15 protein-coding genes are annotated in these 25,231 nt (G+C 34.9%); all 15 read left to right on the forward strand.

The window, feature by feature from the left end; all coding sequences use genetic code 11:
* Positions 1 to 24 precede the first annotated feature (24 nt).
* The 15 genes from AABK36_RS24245 to AABK36_RS24315 all read left to right on the forward strand — a co-directional run bounded on the left by AABK36_RS24245 (position 25) and on the right by AABK36_RS24315 (position 25,205).
* A complete protein-coding gene (locus tag AABK36_RS24245) occupies positions 25 to 11,556 on the forward strand; it encodes a contractile injection system tape measure protein (RefSeq protein ID WP_309942634.1) in 11,532 nt (3,843 codons plus the stop codon).
* Entirely contained in the window at positions 11,547 to 12,890 is a 1,344-nt protein-coding gene (locus tag AABK36_RS24250) for an ATP-binding protein (protein ID WP_309942632.1), read from the forward strand. Before AABK36_RS24245 ends, AABK36_RS24250 begins: the two co-directional genes overlap by 10 nt.
* 46 nt (positions 12,891 to 12,936) lie before the next feature.
* The gene (locus AABK36_RS24255; RefSeq protein ID WP_309942630.1) at positions 12,937 to 13,104 is read left to right on the forward strand and encodes a DUF5908 family protein; all 168 of its coding nucleotides are present in this window, start codon (positions 12,937 to 12,939) and stop codon (positions 13,102 to 13,104) included.
* A gap of 9 nt (positions 13,105 to 13,113) precedes the next feature.
* A complete protein-coding gene (locus AABK36_RS24260) occupies positions 13,114 to 13,800 on the forward strand; it encodes a CIS tube protein (protein ID WP_309942627.1) in 687 nt (228 codons plus the stop codon).
* A gap of 3 nt (positions 13,801 to 13,803) precedes the next feature.
* Positions 13,804 to 15,612 carry a type VI secretion system tip protein VgrG gene (gene vgrG / locus AABK36_RS24265; protein ID WP_309942626.1) on the forward strand — a complete coding sequence of 603 codons (1,809 nt, stop codon included), beginning with the start codon at positions 13,804 to 13,806 and terminating at the stop codon, positions 15,610 to 15,612.
* A 121-nt stretch (positions 15,613 to 15,733) separates the two neighbouring features.
* Positions 15,734 to 16,021: a PAAR domain-containing protein gene (locus tag AABK36_RS24270; RefSeq protein WP_309942625.1), complete on the forward strand. Its 288-nt coding sequence runs from the start codon at positions 15,734 to 15,736 to the stop codon at positions 16,019 to 16,021.
* On the forward strand, positions 16,022 to 16,444 hold the full coding sequence (locus AABK36_RS24275; protein WP_309942623.1) for a GPW/gp25 family protein: 423 nt from the start codon (positions 16,022 to 16,024) through the stop codon (positions 16,442 to 16,444).
* A gap of 48 nt (positions 16,445 to 16,492) precedes the next feature.
* The gene (locus tag AABK36_RS24280) at positions 16,493 to 20,194 is read left to right on the forward strand and encodes a hypothetical protein (protein WP_309942620.1); all 3,702 of its coding nucleotides are present in this window, start codon (positions 16,493 to 16,495) and stop codon (positions 20,192 to 20,194) included.
* A 2-nt stretch (positions 20,195 to 20,196) separates the two neighbouring features.
* Positions 20,197 to 20,943: a hypothetical protein gene (locus tag AABK36_RS24285; RefSeq protein WP_309942617.1), complete on the forward strand. Its 747-nt coding sequence runs from the start codon at positions 20,197 to 20,199 to the stop codon at positions 20,941 to 20,943.
* Positions 20,940 to 21,188, forward strand: coding sequence for a hypothetical protein (locus AABK36_RS24290; RefSeq protein WP_309942615.1), 249 nt, complete (start codon positions 20,940 to 20,942; stop codon positions 21,186 to 21,188). Before AABK36_RS24285 ends, AABK36_RS24290 begins: the two co-directional genes overlap by 4 nt.
* Complete coding sequence (locus tag AABK36_RS24295; RefSeq protein ID WP_309942613.1) at positions 21,185 to 21,724, forward strand: Pvc16 family protein; 540 nt, start codon at positions 21,185 to 21,187, stop codon at positions 21,722 to 21,724. The genes AABK36_RS24290 and AABK36_RS24295 overlap by 4 nt, the downstream gene beginning before the upstream one ends.
* A gap of 1 nt (position 21,725) precedes the next feature.
* Positions 21,726 to 22,559: a hypothetical protein gene (locus AABK36_RS24300; RefSeq protein WP_309942611.1), complete on the forward strand. Its 834-nt coding sequence runs from the start codon at positions 21,726 to 21,728 to the stop codon at positions 22,557 to 22,559.
* Between the two features lie 71 nt (positions 22,560 to 22,630).
* Complete coding sequence (locus tag AABK36_RS24305; protein WP_309942609.1) at positions 22,631 to 24,160, forward strand: phage tail sheath family protein; 1,530 nt, start codon at positions 22,631 to 22,633, stop codon at positions 24,158 to 24,160.
* A 61-nt stretch (positions 24,161 to 24,221) separates the two neighbouring features.
* A complete protein-coding gene (locus tag AABK36_RS24310; RefSeq protein ID WP_309942608.1) occupies positions 24,222 to 24,686 on the forward strand; it encodes a phage tail protein in 465 nt (154 codons plus the stop codon).
* Positions 24,687 to 24,749: 63 nt separating this feature from the next.
* A complete protein-coding gene (locus AABK36_RS24315) occupies positions 24,750 to 25,205 on the forward strand; it encodes a phage tail protein (protein WP_309942606.1) in 456 nt (151 codons plus the stop codon).
* Positions 25,206 to 25,231 lie beyond the last annotated feature (26 nt).

Below are 25,231 nucleotides of genomic sequence, written 5' to 3' on the forward strand. Positions count from 1 at the left end.
TTAGCATTAAGATGGGTTATTATTATGAAACAACATCATCGCATATTGACCCAAAAGGTTGTCTTAGATTTAGACCCTTCAATTATTGGTAGTAGAGATCAATTGATGAGAGAGTTTAAAATGACTTTTGATCATCAAATGAAGCCAATCGTTGACAAAGTATTGACGGAGAAATTTGGGGATGCAAATGTTGAAATCGGTCGTCTGACTTTGGACTTGGGAAATTTGTCGATTACCTCATCCCAGGATCAGTTGGTACAAGTGTTTGAAAAGGCACTTAAGGAATTAGTGGATGAGCTCGTGGAACAGAAGATCCCAAATTTGGAGGAGCTGAAAGAGGTAGAAGAGATTAGTCGTCAGGAGAGAATAGAGCATTACCTTAAGACGGGGGTCATCTCAAGAGTTGATGAAATTAAATTGTTGCTGGATGATAAGCAACTTTTAATGAACGGCTTCAATACACAGGACTTTAATAAATCTCAGCATCAAAGAGTATCTGCGGTAATAGAAAAAGAAGACTATTTAGCCTATTGGAAGAAGCAATCTCCAGAGCAGTTTAGACGTCTGAAAAGTTTGAACATCTTAGGTGCGATAGAGGCATTGTCTGAAAATTTTCAAGAGGCGTCATCGCGGGGTGACATTGAAAGCAAGTTGTATTATTTGACTCATGTGTTCTTATTGAAATCGGATAGAGATATTAATAGAAGTTTTTTTAATAATCTTTTCGCGAACTTTCTATCAAAAGAATTTAAAATCAACAGGTTCGAGGTTGTTAGATTGCTAAACGCGACCTCGCTTTCCGAAGAACAAGTAATTCAAAGAGTACATAGAAAAAGTTCACGATATGTAAAGGCAGGGTATAAGATTATTTATACCGATGAAGACTTGCTAATTCATTATTTGAAAACTGGATTCTTGCCTTCATGGAATGATTTGAATGGCTTTAACATGATTCCAGAGCTTTTTAGGAGTTTGAATTTAATAGGAGGAGTTGATTTAGCGCGTTATTTTAGATCAGAAGTATTGCGTGAGGATGCCCGAAAGAGATTGTTGAAATTGCTTAGAGTTCAAGGTGATATAAATCTTGAAGATAGCCTTGAACAGGAAGCGAGAAGAAACTCATTTTATACTTATTTCAAAAATTTGTCAAAGCTGAAGCTTTTGTTTCATAATACCATTTTTGATCAGGCTGATTTAATGGAAGTCATTGATCTGGAATTGATTGATTTTGCAACAAATGTTTCATTGACGACATTAATGGTCAAGAAGAGGTATGAAAGCATATTAGAGAGAATTTCTGTAAAATTAATGGTGCCTTTGATTGATCTTATTCAAGTTTTGCGAACGAGTGACAAAGACGGCAGTATAGATTTTTCGATTTTTTTTAAATACAGTTCTACTCCTGAAAGGGAGAAAAAAAGGACGTTGGAACAAGCGAAGAAATACGAAAGTGTAAGTTTTGACGTAGATGAGTTTCTTGAAAAGCTCTCTAGTGCAGGAATTGTCAAATACTCAAAGCTTGAAAAAGATTTTGGGGATTTTTTGGAAAGAGGTAAAGCTTTTGACTTTATAAAATTGATTTTGGATCAAGAAAACGCAGGCTTGTTATTGACTAATCTCTACGAGTCATTGAGTTATGCGAATAGGCTTAAGCTCTATAGGTTCTTATTGAGGGAAAAGAGAGTTCTGGGTGATTTCTTATTTGAATCGCAAAGCCATGATATCGCCCGTTTGCATGAGGACAATATCGATTTATTTAAAAAAGTATTCTATATGTTGTCTCAAGACAATATACAGTCTGAAAAACAAATGGTTGAGAGCATTAAATCGTATATGGATGAGCTCGATCAAGATAATGATGTATTAATTAAAAATGAAGATAAAGAAACGAATCGCAAGGGTATTAAAGAGTTCGCTAATGAATTTTTCCAATTAAGAAATATTGATGCATTTGATAATGACGAACAAGATGAAATTTCTTATCAAGAAAAGCTATCGAAATTATTAGTTTCAAAAAACTTATATGCTGATTTTTTATCTCATTTGAAAGGCGTTGGCAATGAATTCCTGATGGACCAAATAATTGGATTTACTTCAGAGGAAGATATTAAGAAAGCTTTAATGTCAAATTTAAATGATAATTCTTCGAAAGTTATTAATCGGATAGATGAGTATCTGGATTATGTTCAGTTATGGGATTACAAATCTGCTGAAAACATAAGAAGAAAGCTTTATCAACGAGCTGTTCGTCGGAATAGTAATCAACCTGATTCGATAATTGATTCCTTGACGAGTATTTTGGATGAAAGCGGTTTAGATAGTAGTTCTTACTGGGAAGTACTAACTAGTGATTTAAGTAATAACGTTATTAGTGATGAGAGAGAATTTGTAGTTGATCCTGTGACTTTTATGTCATTTATGGTGATGAATTTTTTGAAGGAGAATAATGAGACCTTTTATGACTTGGATACAGGGATAAAGGCAGTCATTTTCAAACATGACTTTATTAAGTTCATAGCTTATTTTAAAACGCCATTGGAGAGGAAAAGACTTAGAGAGTACTTGACGAGACGTCTGCCAATTAATTGGATTGAAAAAGCGTTGGAAAGAACTTTTAGTGAGTTAAACGAAATGATTGATGTATTGAATTTTATTGATGATCAATCTTCAGGCTCTTCAAATCGCATATTCATTTATTTAAGGGCTTTGTTAAGCAATTTTTTAATAGAGTTTTATTCAAATGAAAAAAAATATGAGGAAATTTTTGAACGAGTATTTAGAGACTATGTATATCAAGAGGCAAGAAAAATAAATCAAGAGCTGATTGTATTTGAAAAAAGCGAAACACTATCTGAGTGGCAGGGAAAAGCAAAAATATTTTATGAATTTCAACAGGATTTTGATCGCGTATTATTATGGAAAGCAAGTGAGACGCAAAGCTTCATTAGAGTACTAAGCAGTTTAAAAAAACAAAGTAGAAAAAAGCTTTTTGATAAAGACGCTTTTAAGTTTTCAATTTATACTGTTGTCGAAAAACATGAACTTGAAGAGGCATTTTTTCAAGCCATGGGATTTGAGCAAAGTTTGGTTATCAAAATTGAAAATTTGAATAAAGTTAGGCGCAAGCATTTGCTAAAAGGTTTTGATCACTCTATTTTTTATCGAAAACCAAGCTTTGAAAAGACAGAGGATTTAGCTCACGAATTTGAATATTGGCAAGATCGATTGTTTCAACAAGTTCCTGAATTAAGAGAAGAGCCAGAGTTTGTAGAGTTTGAAGAAGTAGAGAGGGTGGAAAATCCTTTAGTTTCATCTTTGGCTATCTCAAAGTTTTTGAATGATGAGGTATTGCCGGAAGGATTTAGGGCAGGTGATTTATTAGTTATGAGTGCGATGTCTCAGGATTTGGAAGAATTTGTAAAACATACGATAAACTCATCGCTTTCTGATTATTACTTAACTTTGATCGAAGGCAAGTCCAATGTTGAAGATTTGCGTTTGGCTTTAAAGTATTCCGGGCATTCTTTGAGTCTTTTTCAACAATTATTCTCAGAAATGAAAGATGAAAAAGAATTGTCAAAGGCTTCCATACAGCTCATAAAAGAATATTTCAAAGAATGGTTTATTAGGTCTATGGAAGAGAAGAATTTGATTGCCGAAGATAAACTTTTACCTCGACTATTAACAGAAAATGAGATCATTTCGAATTATGTTCAGGAATTTAATTTTAAACCATTTAAGGACTCTTTAATTTCTGGAGATATTCATGGCGCAACTCAAATTATAAAGGTTGTGAGTGTTAAAAATAGGCTTGATTTCGCTAGGAGGCTTTATAAAAATGTAACTTTTACAGAGATTAAAATTGCATTGCAAAATAAAAAATTTGCACATGCGTATTTCCAAATATTAAATATAAAAAGCGAGGAAGCTGTTGTAATACAAAGAATCGAAAATGCTTTTGATTACTTAAATGTTGACTTTCAATACTTTATTGAGTTTGCTTTCGAGCGAAGCTTGCTTGTCTTTCAGATTAAAGAAATTGATGAATGGCTAGACTCTAATATTTCTAGTATTGACAAGGAGAAAAGGGAATATTTTAATGAAATTATAATTAAAGCAAAGACATTAAAAGATGCTCAATGGAAAGAAGAAGTGAAGAGACTAATGACTTTATTGGAAAGTCAAGACAGGAGAGAGCTTCTTAAAAAACATTTGGAAAATTACTTATTACGCCATTCTTATTCTTCCTCTGCGTTGACAAGCTTGCTTGATGAAGTAGATTCTGATATTTTGGACCTTTTGAAGCAAATACCTATCGTTAAAGAGCAACCGCAATGGGCAGTTGCACAATTGATGGAATTGAAAAATTCGAAGCTTCAGCAAAGATTACAAAAATCTATAAATTTGCCATTGAAGCATTTAAGTCAAAACCTTCTAAAGGTTCATGAATATGAAGAAGTCGAGTACTCGAAGGAGTCGCTTTTAAAGTTTGAACAAGAGATTTTTTCAAAATCACTATTTAGTTCATTTAACACTGGACAGCGTCCGATTTATTCAGAAATTTTTGAAGAGTATTTGCCTAAAGTGGTTTCGTTGAAGACATCAGCAAAAGTTTATACTTCGCTATTTGAACTTCAAAGAGCAACTTCTTCTAATGATTTCACTTTATTTGAAAGAATACTAGAACGTTTGCCAATTAGTAATAATGAGTTGATATCAAGATGGCTTTGGAATGAAGTTGAAAGAAAGTTCTTTGACTTGTACATAACAAAAGAACAGCAAGAATTAAAACTATTAAAGAGACTAAGTGGGTTTGAAAGTCAAGAATATCAATATATTAAAGGCACTGGAGTGTTAACAACACTGTCCGGTGGTTATGATGTTCGCAAATCCTTGTTTCATTTTATTAAAGGTTCAGCGAGGGCAACGATTAATAGCGAAGTTGTTCAAAAGTGGATTGAAAGAGAGCTGAGTAAGTTAAGGAATGCTGATGAGTTTAATCAAGAAAAACTAGTTGAAGAGGTAATGAGCGAAAGTGCTGATGCTAGCATATTAGCAAAACCTGAAAAAGAGTCGGAAAAAGACTCCAAAACTAATGACTTTATAGAATTGCTTAGCAAAAAAATTGCTTCAAAGGGTCAAAATATATCTCAGCTATCGAGTATTATAAGGAATAAAGAGCTTCATAGTTATATTGATAAAAGCGATTATCTGAATGCAAGATTAGCTGTAAGCCGATATATTGAAGATATTAGTGAAGCGCATGCTAGAGAGTTAATTTCAATGGTTTTTTTATGTGATGTCTCCGATATCGACTATTTCGAAAGTAGTATTTCCTTGATTAGCGGATTAACATTTTTTAAAAATAGCCTACCCGTCTCATTATTAAAGAGGTTAATATTTTCAGCTTTGGAAGGCAATTATTTTTCTACATTGAATGAGTTGGAAAGAGAGTGGTTATTTGATTTTATTAGTGAGGGCAAGGCAAATGCTATTCAAGATTTTTTGATCAAGTATAAAGTTCTTGGAGAATCGTTTGATCAGTTTCAGTCTGTTGATTTATCAAAGAGTTTAGCGCATGAAATTTTCAGAGGCCAAGCTTCTTCGAAAAAAATTGTTGAAAGCAATTATTTAAAATTTTGGAAAGCATACTCAAGTGTGATTTGGACAGGAAACGATATTTTTCCTCAATTAAGAAAGTTTAATCAAAATTTTCAATTTGTATCGCCAGTAGTCCAAGCTAAAATCATTGATCGTAATATCAAGTCATTGCAAGAGCCCTTGAAAGCGGAAGAATTTAGAGTTGCTTTGCAAGAGCTTTCTGTAGAAGTGTCCGGTTCTCATAAAAAGGATATGGATAAATTACTTGATCTATTTCCAAGTGGCTCTAACAGTGAAAATCAGGGTTCTGAAGCGGATGAAAAAGTTTTGAAGAAAAGACTTGCCGGCCAGTTAATCGATAGGCTTTCGAATCAAAGTATTTTAAAAGGCGAAGAAACAAGTTTTGAAAAGTTCATAGCAGAAGCCAGAGCAACTGATAATGATGTAATAAGAAAATTATCTGATCGAGAAAACTTTGATGATAAAAGATTAAAGATTATTTCGGAGGCTTTGTCTGAGTATATGATTCAACATGATTCCGCAGAGGCATTAAATAAAATTTTTAACATTGAAATTGATTGGAAGGAATTTTATGATGAATTCTCTCTTTTTGAAGGATTAAGCAAAAAAGAATTTTATAATTCATTATGGAGCTATTTTCTTGAAACTTGGAAACAGGAAAACAGAAAACCATCCGGCGAAGAGTTTGTGATGAGTTGGATTGCTTCTTTTACTTTTTATTATACTGGAGAAATTCGAAAAAGTCTTATTCTTCTTAAGACTGCTATCAATCGTCAAGATTCATTGTCTTCGTCCAAAATATTGAGAAGATTTCCAACAGTATTAAATATTCAGTTGATCAGTTGGTTAAAACTATTTAAAAAAGATCTTTTAACTACTGCTTTTGTCGAATCTAATGAATTCGCGCAAGTATATTTTCACCTTCTCAAAGAGAAAGATCGATTTAATCATATGATTAATAAGATGAATTTGATCAAGCAAAGCTATGGGTTAATAGGAGAAAGGTTGACGTTGCAATATTTTCTAATTAATGAGTCATTGAAGTCTTTCAGTTTGGATGTGTTTGATAGATGGACTCAATTGTTAATCGAGCATGTGCCTGAAGAGGAGAGGCGTTCATTTCAAGATGACTATTTTTTTGCCAAATCTTATGATGAGCAGGACTTTAAGAAATACCTGTTGGAGTCGCACTCCATGAGATCATTGAAAAGAATGGGCTTTGAGACGGGAATTGGTTATTATTTGGATAAAGGTTTTATTCCCGGAGGCATGTCTGTGGAAGGAGTTTTCTTTCAGTCCATATTGTCAGGAGATTTGTTGAAATTTGCTCAGATCGGCTGGCATTATTCGAAAAGGGATTTTTATCTTGATAGATTAGGTCAGGATCTTGACTCAAAACATAAGGTTGAATCTTTAGACCTTTTAGCTCCGATTGATCAAGGTTGGAAAGTAATGATTGCCTATGCTCAAGAAGAAACACCTGAAGATTTTGACTTAGTACAGAGTGTTTTCCATTTTATCCTACTTGGGTTCTTCGAAAATCATGAAATCCGTGATTCGTTCGAAGCCTATAGACAGTGGTTGACAACAACTTTTAAAGACAAGGCAGTGGAGCGTATTTTGACTTCAATAGCTCAAGATAACAGCCTTTCTAATTCGCTAAAAAAACTGAGGGCGCTAAAAACTGGAGATGATAAAATTGAATATTTCCTAAAGCTGAATGATTCATCGATATTGATACCTTTTGCAGAATATTTAATAGATGATTTGGCAGTGAATGAAGCAAGGAGGATTTTTTATCAAAGTTCAAAAAGCCAAAATTTGATTCAAATGGCTTTTCATTCAGAACAACAGATGACCCTTTTGAAAACTTTCTTTCATAACACAGACGGTTTTTATTATTTCGATAAGGTGATGGATTACATGCCTTTGTCTATCGATGAAAATAAAAAAGGCAAAGAATTGCTGACTCAAACATTTCTTCTAGAATTTCATGAAGGATTTAGAAGAAGAGTAATCAGCTTAGGTTTTCTGAAGCAAGATTTTGAAAAAGTGTTGATCAAAATTTTGGAAAATAAAAGTGGAGTTGACAATCCATTCATGGCATTATTTCTTGAAAAACGAGATGACTTTTTTAATTATTTTGAAATTGTCAAAAGAACAGGAAATGATGTCGCTAATTCTTTTTTGACTCAAGCTGATGAGATCATTCAGTTATCCAAGACAAAAGATTTGATTTTTGTAAAGACCAAGTTGACAGAGTTTTTTCATCAGGAACATTTAAAAGAGGTTTTGGATAAAGTACTGATAAAAAGTCCTGAAACAGTATTTGAGTTGTTAGATTATTTAGATGATTTTCAAATTGCTTCTATTCTCAAAGATATTTTTACTGATTCCGAAGAGCTTGAAGAGAGCTTTATGGAAGCAACAAAGGCTTTAAAAACATTCTCAATTATTGATGAAGAGGCGCTTAATAGCGGAAATTTTTTGCGCTTTGTATATCAATATTATGTGCCATATGCTGGAAAGGCATCGTTTAAAGACTTTTTTCAAAAATGGCTAAATAGTTTTTTCAAAAAAATTGGATTGACGTCTGATTTTACCTCTATAGTGAATTTAAAGAAAGAATTTGAGAATTCTTTTGGAGTGGTTGACTCAGTTTCGGAGATATTGAAACTGAAGCTTTCCGAGCAACAATACTCAGAGTTTTATTTAAATGCAACACTTCAAGGTTTGAAGACGCTGAGAACAATCATCGCTTATTATAAAATCAATGTGCAAGATTTTGTCACGCTGTTTATCCCCAATTTACAAAGTGTGGTCTTTACGCTCACAGAAGTCGGAGGAGTGATTCCTGAATTAAAAAAGGATTTAATTTTTCGCTTTGAAGAAATATTTTTTGAAGCTTATTTTTTCAAGCAATTGCGACGCTTGGATGCAAGTGAACTATTGAATTATTGGATTGATTATCAGAGTAATTATGGAAAAGGGAAGCTTAAGGCTTTTGTAGGATTTATCAAACGAAAGGAAAATACAGAAGACATAGCTCCGAGTATTATGCATTTAACGGGAGAATACTCAGAGTTTGTTTTGAATAGGAATGCTGTTGTTTCTCTCTTTCAAGAGCGAAAGTTTGATTTTGCTCTTTCGAAATTAGGTCGAATGAGCAATGAAAGTATCGTTTCGTTTAGAATTGGTATTTGGGATATGTCTAAGATTGAGCGACATGTTTTGTTTGATTCTATGGTTTTCTCCAGATATCTTTCAAAAAAGGAAAAGAAGACACTTCAGACCTTGTTTGATTTGCCTTTGTTATCGTTGTTTTTGGCAGAGGTGTTTTTTGAGAGAGACTCATATTATAGAGCGAACTTGGCGAGTTTAATAAAGTATGAAAGCGAGGAGAATAAAAAAGAAGATCTATTTTCTGATTTGTTCGCACTAGTTTTCAATCACTTGCCTAAGTCTCAGAAGAAAGAGAGAATCGTGCAGTTTGTAAATGATACAAATTTTTATGAAAAGGAAAAAGAGCAAAGCTTATTGTCATTATGGCATAAAATAAGTTCAAAAAATATATTGAGAACAAATTGGCTTGAGCAATCGAGTACTGTTCAAAAGAAAAAAGCTTTCGAGGCTATTCAATTATTTGCGAATACAGAAACCTTAAAGAAGTTGGTTTCGCAGGTATTTGGAAGTATTGGGATTGAGAAGAAAGAAAATATACATGAAGATAGTGAGCATGCTTTTATGCTTGAATCTCTTAAAGCATACTTTTTCTATCCGTATTTCAATCAAGAAATATTAGAGATAATAAGCGAAGAACATGGCCTTATAATAAATGCGAAAGGATTTAATCATGCTCAAGATAACGACCAGCCATTTGAAGAGAGGCTTGTGGGAATCTTAAAGGAAGAAGATTGGGAGTTGCTTGAGAAGGAATTTTTTTTGTTAGTGAATCGGTTGGATCGAATTGATATTCAAGCTCTCGGAAATCTAGCTAAAAAGGATAAAGATAAATGGAATGCTATACTGAATAGGCAACCGATAAGTATCTTAAAGAGGGCGATTGATAATTTTATAAATAGCGCTGTTACACTGGAAGTTAGTGATAAATTCGTCATAAATAAATCACTCTTAACAGTTGAGTCGAAAGTTTTATTTATTGAGTTGCTCAACGAACTGATATTAAATGTCAATAACTTATCTGTTAGTGAGTTAAAAGATACTATCGGCGAAAGACATTTATTGGTAAATGGAGTAACGGAAAGTTATAGTTTGCCACAATCTACTTTTGTCAAGTTGGGAGATAGTGAGTTTATACCTTTGAGTGTTTTTGTATATGAAAAAACATCTGGAAAGGATGATTCGAATTATTCATTAGAGGAGGTATTAAATGATGATGTTAGGCATTTTTTAAGATCAAATAAAAAAATAAGCGAGCAATTTTCAATTGATCTTTCTAAAAACCTCTCTTTAGTTTCATTCAAGGAATACTTCCAGACGATCAAACCGGAGTGGTATGGCTTGATAAGTTTATTGGTAGATGTACTTGAAAAGTTTAGTGTAAATTATTCAGTTTATCAAAAGGACTTGTTTTATTTGGCGCTTGTAGTTAATGACTTGGATAATTTTTTATCGCGCTTTTTTATATTGCTTAAGAATAAAATCACTTCAAGTAAGTGGAAACATTTGGTAGACTACTTTTATGAAAATATATCAGCGAATTTAAAACTTTACCCATTTGTTCAGTCAGTTAGCAATATTGAAAATGATAAATCAGGAGTAGAAGGTGTTCAAGAGGAACCTCTGCTTTTAATAGATAGTATTGAAGCGTTGATGTTTTACATGGAAAATGGAGTGCCCCCTTTGCCGTTTTCCAGAGATGCAGTTGATTTTGAAAAACAGCTGGAGCATGAGTTAAAAATAAGCAAAGATAAATTTAAGATAGCCTTAGTCGAGTGGTTTTCTAAGCAAATTGATATTAAAGCAAGTCTAGGTATAGGATTAGCTTTTTCGATAGCAAAACTATTTGTGAAGCCTGATGAGAATCTTGAGCTTTTTACTATGCTTTATTTGATGTTTGATGAAATTAATATAGCTGAAACGGAACAAGTAAATATCAAATCAAAACTATTGCGCTTGCTTCCGAAAATAGAAAAGACAAACAACCCTATTTCAAATATGCTTCAGAAAGCGATTACTAAAAGAGAGGCATTGCTTTTAAAGAGAAGCGAATTCTTCAAAATGAGCGAAAATAGTAGTGTGGAAAGTGGAGCAAAGCGAGTGTTTGATTTATTATCTGAGATACTGGAAAGAGATGAAGCTATAAAGACTGATAAAAATGATCGGGAAGCGATGGAAGAAGTCTTGGAAGTTTTTAATTCTGATGAACTCGAACAAGATAATGAAGAAGATGTTACACATAAAGAAGAATTTATTGAGCTTTCAAATGCTGGATTAATCATTTTGTGGCCATATTTTAAAATGATGGCATTTGAAATGGGCTTTCTAGATGAAGAAAAGAAAAAATTTATCGATAAGAATTCGCAAAGAAGAATGGCTAGGCTTTTACAGTATTTTGTAGACAATAATGTAAATAAAAGAGAACCTTACCTTCTTCTTAACAAGGCGCTTGCAGGCTTGGAGTTTAGCGAATATTTAGACTTTGAAATTGAGCTAAAAGACGAGGAATTGGATTATATGCATAGAGTACAAGAAGATATGCTTGCTAATTGGGAAAGCATGAAAAAGGCAGAGTTTTCGGTTGTTCAGGATACATTTATTTCCAGGTATGGAGAATTGATGGAAGCCGACACATTTTGGCAACTTACGATTCCAAAAGCAGAGTTTGATCATTTATTGGACGAATTGCCTTGGGTAGTATCGATTGTGGATTTGCCTTGGATGGAAAAAATTATTCAAGTGATATGGAAATAAATTCAAACATATCAGCATTGGAAGCTGAGATGCAATGGTTCCGAAAAGTCTTGGATGTAAGGATGAAATTGTATTTCGGAGAAACATGCGAATACAAAAGTATTTATGATATACCTGCTCCAGATATTAGGTATGGAAATTCCGTATACGAAAGAGTAATAAATAATTTTGCCTTTAGCAGAGCGGAAAGGCTAGTCATTATTCTTGGTTTGATTCCCTATATGATGCCCCATTTATTGGATGTTTTTTTTACAAAAAATAAGCTGTATGACAGGGAGTTTACTGAGTTTGGTGGCACAGTTTCAGACAATTTCAGAGGCTTTCTGCCTACTGGAGAAACAGGATTGTTCGTGGTCGCGGGAAATGATCTGAATTTGAGAGTGCGAGTGATGGCATTTTTTAAGGAGGACCATCCTTTCAAAAAGTATAATATTTTGTCATTGGAGCATCAAGATCAAAAAGATACTTTCATAAGCGGTATAATTAAGATCACGGAAGAATATCTTAGCTATTTGATCCATGGAAAGGCATTTAAGCCAAGGTATACGAGCAAGTTTCCCGCAAAACTCTTGTCTACTAAGCTCGATTGGGAGGATTTGGTATTTGAAGAATCGGTATCGATGGAAGTGCAGAATATTATTCTGTGGTTGGAAAATAATGATAAGATCATGGATGAATGGGGACTTTCAAAATTTCTTAAGCCAGGCTACAGAATATTGTTTTACGGCCCTCCGGGTACAGGTAAGTCTTTGACCGCTTCATTGATTGGAAAGTACGCGAAAAGAGACGTGTATAGAATAGACCTTTCTCAAGTAGTGTCAAAGTATATTGGAGAAACAGAGAAAAACCTATCAAGCATATTTGACATCGCGGAGCATAAGCGATGGATCCTTTTCTTTGATGAAGCCGATGCTTTATTTGGAAAAAGAGCTCAAAATGTTTCATCAAGCAATGAACAACACGGAAACCAGCAAGTGGCTTATTTGCTTCAGAGGATAGAAGACTTTGACGGGGTGATCATTTTGGCGACAAACTTAAAAGATAATATTGACTCGGCTTTTCAACGTAGATTTCAGTCGATGATTTATTTTGCCAAACCGACGCCTACCCAGCGCTTGAGTTTATGGGAAAATGCTTTCTCTAATTTGAAATTGGCGGAAGATGTCGATTTAGGAGAAATCTCACAGAAATATGATTTGGCAGGTGGCGCAATTATCAATGTCTTGAGGTATTGCGCGCTAATGGCTGTGAAGAATAAAAAGAATGAAGTTACGCTGAACACGCTTCTAATGGGAATCAAGAAGGAGTATGGCAAGGAGGGAGTGAGCATTTAGTTTGGCATTAATTTAGATATTTTTACTGTACTTAAAGAGATTTGATATGCCTGTAAAGATTGATGAATTTGTGATACAAGCGAAGTTTGAGAGCAATGCAACTAATGCTAGCTCAAACGATAGCTTTGGGGAAATGACCGAAGAGCAAAGAGAAGAGATTATTGCGGAGGTGTTGGAGAGATTGGAGATAAAGCTTCGTAAACTAAACTTTTAAGGAGGTGTTATGGCGAGTAGTGGGCAGTCGGCAACGAAACTTGAGAAGCTAACCATTGAAGCCTATGATAATCCGCAGTTCTCCGGGACAACGGACAAGAAATATGAGCTTCAGATCAATCCAAAAGAAATTCATCACAGTTATGAACAATTAGGACAACAACCTGCTTTATTGGCAACAGGCAAAGTCATAACAGATGTCAAGCCCAATGAATACGCGGAAAGAATGTCTTTTGAGTTCATTGTGGACGCTACGGGAGTTGTAGAGGGATGCGATGATGTGTATACGGATATTCAGAATTTGACAATGCTGACAGCTGAGGTGAATGGTCAAATTCATACGCCGAATTATTTGAAAATACGTTGGGGCAAAAAGTTGAATTTCACAGGTACCCTTGCCCAGATGAAGATTTCATATATGACATTTGCTCCTGATGGATCGCCTGTGAGAGCTAAAGTGGTGATGGGCTTGAACGGGTTTGTTGATGCGGCTAAGAAAGCTTCTAATGACAATAATAGCTCACCGGATTTGACTCACATTATCGAAGTGAAAGATGGCGATCAGTTGCCCGTTTTGTGCAGGCAAATTTATGGCAGTTCAAAATATTATTTGGCAGTGGCAAAATTGAATAAATTGTCCTCGATTTTTGACATGCAGCCGGGCCAAAGATTGATTTTTCCACCTTTAGACAAATAAATCATGGGCGTAGGACTCGTTGACAGCAATTCAGATTTAGCAACAGCAATTGTTAGTGTAGGGGGCAAGACATTGGATGACAAATTTCAAATTGTATCCTTGGAAGTAGAGAATAGGCTTAACAGAATTCCTGTGTCAAAAATTGTCATGCTTGATGGAGATATGGAAAAAGGAACTTTTCCGAATAGCGAATTGAGCGATTTCAAGCATGGAGCTAAAGTTAGTTTGAGTTTTGGATATCATACTGAAGAAACAAAGGTCTTTGAGGGGGTTATTACTTCGTTGCAAGTTCGGGTCAAAAGGTATGGCAGTCGTAAAGTAGCGTCCCAATTTATTATTGAATGCTCTCATGAGATGGTTTCGATGAAAGGCAGTGTTAGAAGCCAGTTTTTTAAAGGGAAAAAAGACAGTGAAGTAATGTCGTCGTTGGCTAAAGATCATGGTGTGACAGCAAGCGTGGAGTCAACGGATGTAAAGCATGAAAACTTGGTTCAATATAACAGTTGCGATTGGGATTTTTTTAAAAATAGAGCGAGAGCCAATGGTTTGGTGATTCAAGTAACTCCGGATTCAAAAGTAAAAGTAGCTAAACCGCAAGTCTCGAAAAAGCCTGCTGTTTCTTTGGATTACGGGATGAATGTCTTAGACTTTGATTGTGAGTTAAACGCAGTAGGACAATTGGATCAAGTAAAAGTTTCGGCATGGGATTCGGGAAGTCTGAAAGCGGTTGATGGCTCATCCAAGGATTTGAAAGTGGGTGGGCAAAGCAGTGTGTCGGCTAAAACTATGGCAAGCGCGGTGAAAGTAAAGCCTTTTGAAATAACATCTTCTTTGCCTATAGAGTCTTCGGAGCTTAAAGCTTGGGCTTCAGGGATTATAGCTTATTCAAGAATGTCTTCGATAAGAGGAAAAATTTTGACATTGGGAGTCGCAGAGGTAAGAGTTAATGATGGTGTTCAATTAGAAGGTTTTGGAGGGAAATTCAATGGCATTGCTTATGTGTCAGGTTATAGACATTTTTTGAAATCAGGAAAGTGGTTTACCGAAATTTATATTGGTTTGCAGTTTGATGATTTTAATTTGGGAGCCGTGTTCAAGGACGGTTCAGATTGGGCTGTTTCCTTGCCAAGAATAGATGGAGTGCATAAAGGGAAAGTTAATAAATTGGATGGCGACCCTCAAAGCCAAGGAAGATTATTAGTTGATGTGCCATCGATTGAAGCCGGCGGAGACGGTCTTTGGGCTAGGTTATGTCAGGATTATGCTTCTAGCGGAGCTGGATTGTTTTTTGTTCCTGAAAAAGGCGATGAGGTTGTTTTGGCTTTTGAGAATGGAGATCCGAGGTTTCCGATTATCGTAGGTTCTATTTATGGCAAAAAGAATTCTTCTCCAGAGAAATTATCATCAAGCAATGCCAAGAAAATGTTTCAAAGTCCCAAAGGATTGAAAATGTTGTTTGATGATGAGAGTAAAGAGATTTCGTTTGAAACGCCTGGTGGTAATAAATTGGTTCTCAGCGATAATAGCAAAGGAATCACATTAGAAGATTCAAATCAAAATTCGATGAAAATGGGGAGTAGCGGAGTTGAGTTTTCAGCAAATCAAGATTTTAAAGTTGATGCGAAAAACAATTTTGAGGCTGCTGGAATGGCAGGGGTGGATCTCAAGTCCGATATCGGTGAAGTCAGTTTGAAGGGGTTTAATGTATCAGCCAAAGCTGATTTGAGTTTTGAAGCTGAAGGAGGCTTGGAAGCGAAAGTATCCTCTTCAAGTATTTTGACTCTGAAAGGAACATTTGTATTTATAAATTAGACATTATCACGATTGATTTTTTATACCATTTTCTTTCCCTTTGGAGGGAATACAAGGGAGGATGATTAAGAAAACCATAAAAAACTAATCGTGATAAACATTATTAATAAAAAAAATAATTATGCCTCCAGCAGCTAGATTGACGGATATGCACGCATGTCCAAATGTAGAGATTATTGTCCCCCATGTGGGAGGACCTATTGTTGGCCCGGGATGTCCAACTGTATTAATCGAGAAATTGCCAGCAGCAACTCTGGGTAATCAGATTGTTTGTGTTGGCCAACCTGATAGTATATTGTTAGGATCTTTTACGGTTTTTATCCAAAATCAACCAGCCTGTCGATTAGGAGATCCCTCTTCTCATGGCGGTAGTCTTGTATTAGGAAGTTTTACAGTTTTTATCGGATAAATGGGAAATGAAAATTCATTTTTAGGAAGAGGTTGGTCTTTTCCTCCTTCATTTGGCAAAGGACACGGTATTCGAATGGTAAATGAAGAAAATGATATAGCCGAGAGCTTGCATATTATTTTATCGACAAGCCCGGGTGAAAGATTGATGAATCCAGAGTTTGGTTGCGACCTAAAAGCCATGTCGTTTTCTACTATAGATAGTAGAACGATCAACTCTATGAATGACTTGATCAAAGACGCCATTCTAAAGTTTGAGCCAAGAATTTCATTGGAAAAAGTGGAAATAGATACTTCAGGTCAATTGGAAGGGATTATAAGAATCGAATTATATTACTTGATAAGAAAAGTAAATATCAGGACAAATTTGGTCTATCCATTTTATTTCAAAGAAGGTACAAATATTGATTTAGATTATGAATAGGCGTTGTTCGTTGGAGGAACAAGCCATATAGGTATATAGCATAATCATATGACAGAGTCTAATAATTGGTTTCAAAGTGAAAGAGGCTTGTTCAGGCATCAAGGGGCTAATCATCCGTTGAATGTGAATAGTTTCAAAGTTGATGATCGAAAAATCTATGATTTGATTCTTTATTTGGAGAAAGTATCTAAGTATGTTAGATACTATGACAAATCGAATAAGGTTGATGGAGACTGGAGGTTTTTCTTTGAAAATGATGTGTTATATGATTTATCTCGAATTGTATCTATTAAGCTTAATGATGTTGAAAAGGAGTGGAAAGTTTTAAGTCAAAGGCTGGATTACACGAGCCTCGTGAAAGAGCAAGTCGACGTAATCACTCAAGTATTGGGCTTTATTGATAATTTATTTTTTCAATTGGATCAATGGTTTGTGGGATCATTGAAAGTAGGAGATCCGATGGAGGAGGAATTGAATCAATATTTATATAATTTGATAACACAGAATCTAAATTATGATTTCAAGAAGTTTATCAAAATAGCTGAGAAGTTTACGAAAGCTGACATTTACAGAATAAAACATTCTTACAATGATGTTTTCTTTCAAGGGGATAATGTGGACTTGGTCTTTGAAGAGGAAGTAAGCTTGTATGTTCACCTTGAGAGCTATAAGGATATTTTTAATTTGCTCAATATTATTTTCAATAATATTTATCAGCATTTAAACCAATTGCTCGTATTTTCCAATGGCTTGTTGCTTGAGTCGCTTTACGAAAATAGAACGCATAACCCTGATTTTGCGTTGTTGGTGGCTTTTTTAGAGTCTTATCAGACCATACAAAAAAGACTGAATTCATTTACGGAAAGTCATTTGGATTATTTTTTTTCAGAAATACTTAAGCAGAATAGGATAGGGGCTATACCTGACAAGGTGAATTTTTATTTAGAATTAAATGATGATTCAAGCGAATTGTTGCTTACCAAAGGTTCTATTGTAGAAGCAGGCTCCACACCATCAGGAGAAGATGTTTTTTATTCGCTTGATCATGATGTGTATGTAAATAACATCCAAATCAGCAAGGTTTGTATTTCCAATGTCGCTAGCAATCCTAATTATACCAATCTCGACCATTATTCATTTGTCACAGGAATTTATTCGAGTCAATTGGATGACTTTAATGAGTTGGAATATAATGGAAAGCCTTTGGAGTTATTTGGAAGAGATCAAATAGATTTGCTGGATCAATATAAAAGCATGGATGAAAGCGATGTGGGCTTTGAACTCTGTTCCAGCGTGCTTTATTTATCATCCGGAAGAAGAGTGATAAATATTAGGTTTTTTATCAATCAAGATTCCTTTTTGTCTTTTGTCGAGGTGTTGAAAAGTTATAGCAATTCGGAGAAAATAGGCATGGATGCTTCCTTTGACGCTATGATGAGCGAGAGTTTGGAGTTGAAGATAACAACTGAGAATGGTTGGAAAAGAGTAGAAAAATATAAGATAATTCCGCCTAAAGATTGGTTGCAAACATACTTCGACATATATGTAGAATTGGACTATTCATTTTCATCAATTACCGCTTTGGAAGGAAGCAAGGCGCCAAAGATTTCATTTTTAGCAAGAAGAAATAAAATTTCATATTCTTATTCCTTGTTCAAGGACTTTATTGTCGATGCCATTGAAATTGCGGTCGAGGTTGAGAATATGGCTAATCCAAATATTTACAATGAATTAGGAAAGGTTGACACCAGCCAAGTTTTTTATCCTTTTGGAGCCACTCCAAAAAAAGGCAGTTACTTCTTATTTGGACACCCAGAGTTTGTTTGCAAGAATTTGACTGATTTATCTTTTGAAATGGAATGGCAAAATCTGCCTAAAAATGGCTTCGAAGAACATTATAAAGAGTATGAAATAGGCATTAATAATGACTCTTTTCAATGCACGATTTCATATCTAAATGATTATAAATTTTTTCCATTTTCCGAAAGGCAAACGTTTAAAATATTTGAAGGAGAAGGAGCGAATATTAATAGCCATCTGAGTGTGGATAGCGTAGATTTGAATAAGTTTCCTATATCCAAAGATGAAAACAGCTTCGCGCAAGCCGAGGAGTATTCTTCCGATACTAAAAAAGGGTATTTTAAAGTTGAATTGTCCAGTCCCGATGATGGTTTTGGTTCGGAGGTATTCTCAAATATTTATGCAGAGTCTGCGATGAATCAGGCTAAGACATCTTTTTTGAATTTTGGAAAGCCAAATAGTCAAAAAGATATCAAGTATCCTAAACAGCCGTTTATTCCTTCATTGAAAAGTTTTAATGTTAGTTATCAAGCTTATGAAAAAATAGAACTCAGAAAGAATCTTCATGAAAAGTCGATTATGGATGAGTCTAATTTATTTAAGCATATCTATCCCTTTGGGGAACTGGTGATTTATGACAAGAAGTGTTTGAACAAGCCTTTTATGATGCCTCAATTCAAGGCTGATGGATACTTGAATTTAGGTTTAACAAATACTGAATTGGCAAATCACTTATATCTTTACTTCGAGGTTTTTCAAGATAATAATGAAGTGACCAATGGAGAGCTGTCATTTCAATGGACGTATTTGGCAAATGATGTTTGGCATCATTTCAGCAAAGATATGCTTCTATTGGACACTACTAATTCATTTCTTAATTCTGGGGTTATAGCATTAAGACTGCCTGATGATTGGACAATGAATAATACCTTAATGCCTCCGGACTTGTATTGGATCTCGCTTTCAGTAAGAGGCAAGGGTGTTTTTCCTAAGTTCAAACTTTTAAAAACTCAGGGATTAAGCGCTGTTTGGCATAATGATAATGAGGAAGTCGAATGGAAAACATCGATTTCTGAAGATAGTATCACAAAATTTGCAGATGCCTATCCAGAAATATCATCTGTTTCTCAACCTTTTCCTTCTTATGAAGGAAAACTCAAAGAAGCTAAAGGAGAGTTTTATAGAAGATTAAGCGAAAGGCTTCATCATAAAAATCGCTTGATTACTAAATACGATTTTAAAACGTACATTTTAAATAGCTTTCAGAATGTAAGATGTGTCTTTGGGTATAATACCAAGACTTCTTTGAAAATGATACTAGTTCCTTATACGACTACAGACGAGTATTATCTCCCATTTTTCGACAATTTATTTCTTAAGAGCGTCAGTAAAAGTATAATCGCCTATAAGGCAAACAACATAGACTTGTCGGTAGAGAACCCTTCTTATGAGCTGATTCAATTGAGATTTAAAGTTAAATTTGACGATAGTCAAAGAAATGGTTATTATTTGAGTAAAATGAAAAGAGAAATATTTTCATTTTTAACCCCATGGTTTTTTGACAAGCATGCTGAAATTCTATTAAACCGTAAAATATCATTTGAATCGATAATAAACTTCCTTAATAGTAGAAAATATATAAAACATATAACATCTCTATCTGTTATACATCTAGTAAAAGATGGTGATGGCTATATTAAATTTGATTCTGTTGAAAGCATGTCAAATGAAATTAGGGCAATAAATCCCGAAAGCCTATTAGTATCTGCATTGGATCATGATGTTGAGATAATAGATCAAGAAGTCTTGATAAGTCCTGAGAAGTCTTCTTTGGATAAAATGAGGATTGGAGCTGATTTTATTGTTTCCGGCGGTGATGATTCAGAAGAGGAAATCGGTAATGGTGATGGAGTAGACGATGGAGTAAGTAAAATTTCATTTAAAATTTAGATATGTCATTGTTGAATAGAAAAACACTTAAATCTTTTTTCAGAAAAGGGAATATTCCAACCGAAGTCAATTTTTCTGATTTGATAGATTCAAGCGTCAATAAAGTTGACGATGGTTTTTCTAAGTCTTCCGACGATGGATTGCAAGTTTCAACGATTGGAGACTCTGATAAATTAGTTAGCTTTTATGAAAATATTAAAGACTTGAAGGCTAATTGGTCTTTTGTTATGAATCCTAAAAATCAGAATAAGGGGTTTGGTCTTCGAAATCTGAATACAGATAAAATTTCTTTGTTTATTAGGGACAATAATTACATTGGTGTTGGAACAATGAGCCCTAAGTCAGAAATGGATATCAGAGGCGCATTGTCAGTTGAAAGCTTAATTGGAAATTTTGCTCAAGGCACCATTCCAGCAGACGGTCAATGGCATACGGTTATTCCAGACTTAAGCGAGTATTCAGCTTTTGAAATTATGGCTAAGGCTTCCGGGCCGAAGGGTAGAGGAAAGTATGTATTGGCTCATGTCAATGCAGTTTGCGCTTATGGCGCAAGAAATGGATCTATAAAAATCAATCAATCGTATTATGGATGGCCTTTCAATAGAATCAAGGCAAGGTGGGTTGGAGGAGTAAATGAATATCATTTGCAACTGAAGACTGCTTCGCATTTTGGTTTGAGCGAGGAAGGAAACCCTTACGAACTGAAATATTTCGTTACAAATTTATATGATAAACGTTGTATGCAATGAAGCAGTTTTTTGCAAGAGAATTCATTTGGTTGATTGCGGCGTTCATGATAGGAATCCCTTCAGGTTTTATATTCTTGTGGATGCTGGACTTGAGGACTTTGGGTGAGCAAATTACATTTGATGAGAGTGTGTTTTTTACTGAATTATATTTGGTTGGTTTCATTTCGGGAATGGTTAGTGTTTATCTTTTGAGATTGGTGAGAGCTTCCATAATTACTATTGCCAATAAGAAAAAAGAATCATGATACACAATGTATTGAGTGTTGTAGCAAATGAATTGAATAATTATTTGAACTTGAACTTTCAGTTTGATGAAAAAAAGGTGCTCGTCTCTAATTTAGTCAATCAAGATGGAACATTGGCTTTTGAGGGAAGCAACAAGGTTGTATTGACTTTACTGAATATTGAGGAAGAAGGTTCGTTGAAATCCAATATGGGGATAATGAAGCCAGGAGCAAAGAAAGAGCTTCATGTGAATATGGAGGTGATATTCACTTCTTTTTTTACTGGAAAGAATTACATAGAGTCATTGAAGATAGTTTCTCAAGTGATCTTGTTTTTTAACCAAAAAAAGGTATTCACTCCCAACAATACTCCAGATCTTTATGAGAAGTCCAATAAATTGATTTTTGAGCTTCAAAGTTATTCTCTACAAGAATTAAGTCACATTTGGGGTATGCTTGGTGCCAAGTATATGCCATCAGTCATTTATAAAGTATCTATGCTGACCTTTAGCAATGATATTGTGTTTAGCGATATACCAGAAATTAGATCTTTCTAAAATGCTTCAAAATTATATTAAAGTTTTCAATTTTAGAGTGCATCATGAATTTTACGATGCCTTTGTTGAAAACATGTATGATATCCGTTTCAGTCTTTTTGATGAAGAAAGAGAAGAGGAAGTTGATTATCAGTTTTTTAGCAAAAAAATTGGTTCAGTATATAGCATTTGTTCCAAAGAGAAGCTTCTAGATATACTGAAGGAGGATTTGGTTAAAAGAAAATTGTCATTAATCATTTCCTTAGTTCCACTACCAGTGTATCATTCAGCGATAAGCGATTTGCCCGAGACTGACACCCAGAAGTTGATAGTTTATGAAAAACTTGATGAGTCTGACGGTAAAAAAGAGTTTAGGAAATACTTAGTCAAAGACGCGAATGAGGATGACAATAATGTTTTAATGCAACCTTTGTTTCCACAAAACAAAATTATCAAACAAACTATACAAGTTATTCTTCCTTTGAATAATTTGAAATTTGATTCTTCTGTCGAAATCAACCTATATATTAATAGTAAGAGATATTTTTGGAAATATATAATAAATGATAGTCGTTCCAAATTCGATAATGTGGAAGTGGATTTGTCTGACAAAACTGGACTGCTTTTTGAATTAGACGCTAAAGATGGAAATTACACAGAATTTATTTCCAATCGTAGTTTGCCTGCTAAAAAGTCTTATGGAATACTTCCACACTTGATTTTGACTAAGCAGCTGGAAACAACTATCTCAAGAATGACACTTGAATTACCCCGCCCTGACATTTCAAACCTTACTGTAGAGAAGAATGCTGATGGTAAATATATAAATATAGCAAAAATATTTAACAATATTTAAACATTGGTTATAGAGTGCTGTTATACAGATGAAATTAAATTATTGTAACTTTAAATTGTAAAATTAATTTTATGGCGCAAGTGTATTCAACTCCCGGCGTGTATGTTCAAGAAAAAAGCGCTTTTTCAAGATCCGCCGTGCCAGTGGCTACAGCTATACCTGCTTTTATCGGGTATACTGAGAAGGCCTTGCGAGGTAGCAAGTCCTTAAAGAATGTACCGACAAGAATTAGCTCTTTGGGCGATTTTCATACTTTGTTCGGTGGAGCTCCTCAAGTAAAATTCAATATTAGCGCGTCTGATGAAGGTTTGTATAACCTAGAAGTTGACGCTGCATCTGCATACAAGCTTTATCATAGCTTGAAGCTATACTTTGCTAATGGAGGAGGAGATTGCTATATCGTTTCAGTAGGTTCTTACAAAGAAGAAGTGAAAAGCGGTGACATCTTAGGAGAAGAAACAGGTGGTGGCTTGAAAGCTTTACTTAAGCAAAATGAGCCTACAATGGTTTTAGCTCCTGATGCTGTTGTTTTAGCTAAAGAGGATTTTTACACGGTTCAACAAGCGATTTTGAATCACTGTGGAAATGAAATGAAAAACAGAGTTGCTATTCTTGATGTATATGAAGGCTTCAAGGAAAGAACTTTGGATGAGGAAGATGTTGTTAATCAATTTAGAGAGGCTGTCGGGGATAACTTCCTTAGTTATGGAACGGCTTATTACCCTTGGTTGAATACTACTGTTGTTTCTTCTGACGAAATCGACTTTAAAAATATCGCTAATGTAGATGGGCTTGTTGACATCTTGACTAAAGAAGTTAATGCGTCTCAAGAAGCTGGAAGATTGGATGAAGGAAGAGCAAATGCTATTTTGGCTCAAGTTCAACAATTGACTGATGAGAATGCGAATGCTAAAAACCTTCACAATACATTGAAAGCTGTTTCGCCAATGTATAAGCAGGTATTGGCGGATGTTAAGAGAAAAATCAACTTGTTGCCTCCTTCTGGAGCAATGGCTGGTGTTTACGCTTTGACTGATTCTTCAATTGGCGTTCATAAAGCTCCAGCTAATGTTAGTGTATCAAGTGTTGTTTCTCCTGCGGTTAATATCAATAGCAAAGATCAAGAGGATTTGAACTTGCCATTGAATGGTAAAGCGGTTAATGCAATTAGAACATTCGCAGGCAAAGGTGTTTTGGTATGGGGTGCTAGAACATTGGATGGAAACTCTCAAGACTGGAGATACATCAATGTCAGAAGAGCTCTTATTTTCTTGGAGCAGACAGTGAAGAATGCTGCGGAGTCTTATGTGTTCGAGCCGAATACGCCAAATACATGGGTTAACATCAAGTCGATGATTTCAAATTCAATGACAGGATTCTGGAGAAGTGGAATTTTGGTTGGTGCTTCTGAATCAGATGCCTACAACATTGAAGTTGGTTTAGGTACAACTATGACAGCTAATGATGTTCTTGATGGTATCATGAGAATAGAAGTTAGAGTTGCGTTGTCGAGACCTGCTGAATTCATCGTGATTACTTTCCAACAACAGATGGCTGGAGCCGGTGGCGGTGATGAAGGCGGAGAAGGTGGAGAAGAGTAGTCTTTGAATATCTTTTAAATTATTTGAATAAAAAATCATAACCTCAAAATTATAGAATAATATGGCTGAAGATAATGGCGCTTCGCAGGACTCCTCAATGCGCCCCACCCCGAATAACTATTTTAGCGTAGAAATTTCAGGATTAGATGGTGAGATAGGATTCCAAAAAGTTGACTTGCCAAGCATGCAAGTTGAAAGTCACCAATACAGAGCTGGGAACGACCCTGCCGGATATGATGTGAAAATGCCAGGAAAGCCTTCTTTTGGAGATTTGACTTTGTCGAAAGGTCAGTTTAAAAATGACACGACTTATGATGATCTTTATAAGAAAATCTCCTCTAATACATTTGAACGTGCGACTATTACAATCAAGCAATTAGATGAGCAAGGTAGTCCTAGCAGAACTTATACTTGCAAAATGTGCTATCCTACTTCATGGCAATGGGGATCATTTGATGCAAATGATTCTAGTCCAACCATGGAGAGTATCACATTCTCAGTAGAGAGTATGGAACTTGAGAATTAGTGTTGAGTATATATAATTAAAACTGTCTTTTGAATAGAAGGCAGTTTTTTTTCACCGTTTTTTATGAAAAGAGATTATCCTTTACCATCATATTATTTTGGCGTCTCATTCAAGGGGTTCACAGGCAATATTGACGTTTCCTTCATGGAAGTGGAAGGCATTGGCATGAGCACAAGAGATAGCATGATATTGAGTGAAGGAGGATTGAATCAGTATCAACATAAGCTTCCAGGTATGGCAAGTTTTGCGGATATAGTGTTGAAGAGAGGAGTGATGAAAGAGAATTCTCCCTTGGCACAATGGTGCATGGATACGATTACAAATGATTTTAGCAAGCCTATAGAGCCCAAAGACCTAACCATTCAACTTTTAAATGAAAGCCAGGAAATATTGCGGACATGGAATTATTATAAAGCCTTTCCAATTAGTATGCAATATTCTACATTAATGGCTTCAAAAACAGCATTTTTAGTTCAAACCTTAACTTTTTCTTATTCTTATTATTCATTAACATCTTAGAAATCAAACTTATGCCACAAGTTTCA

It is taken from the genome of Aureibacter tunicatorum, from assembly GCF_036492635.1.
Classification (GTDB): Bacteria; Bacteroidota; Bacteroidia; order Cytophagales; family Cyclobacteriaceae; genus Aureibacter; species Aureibacter tunicatorum.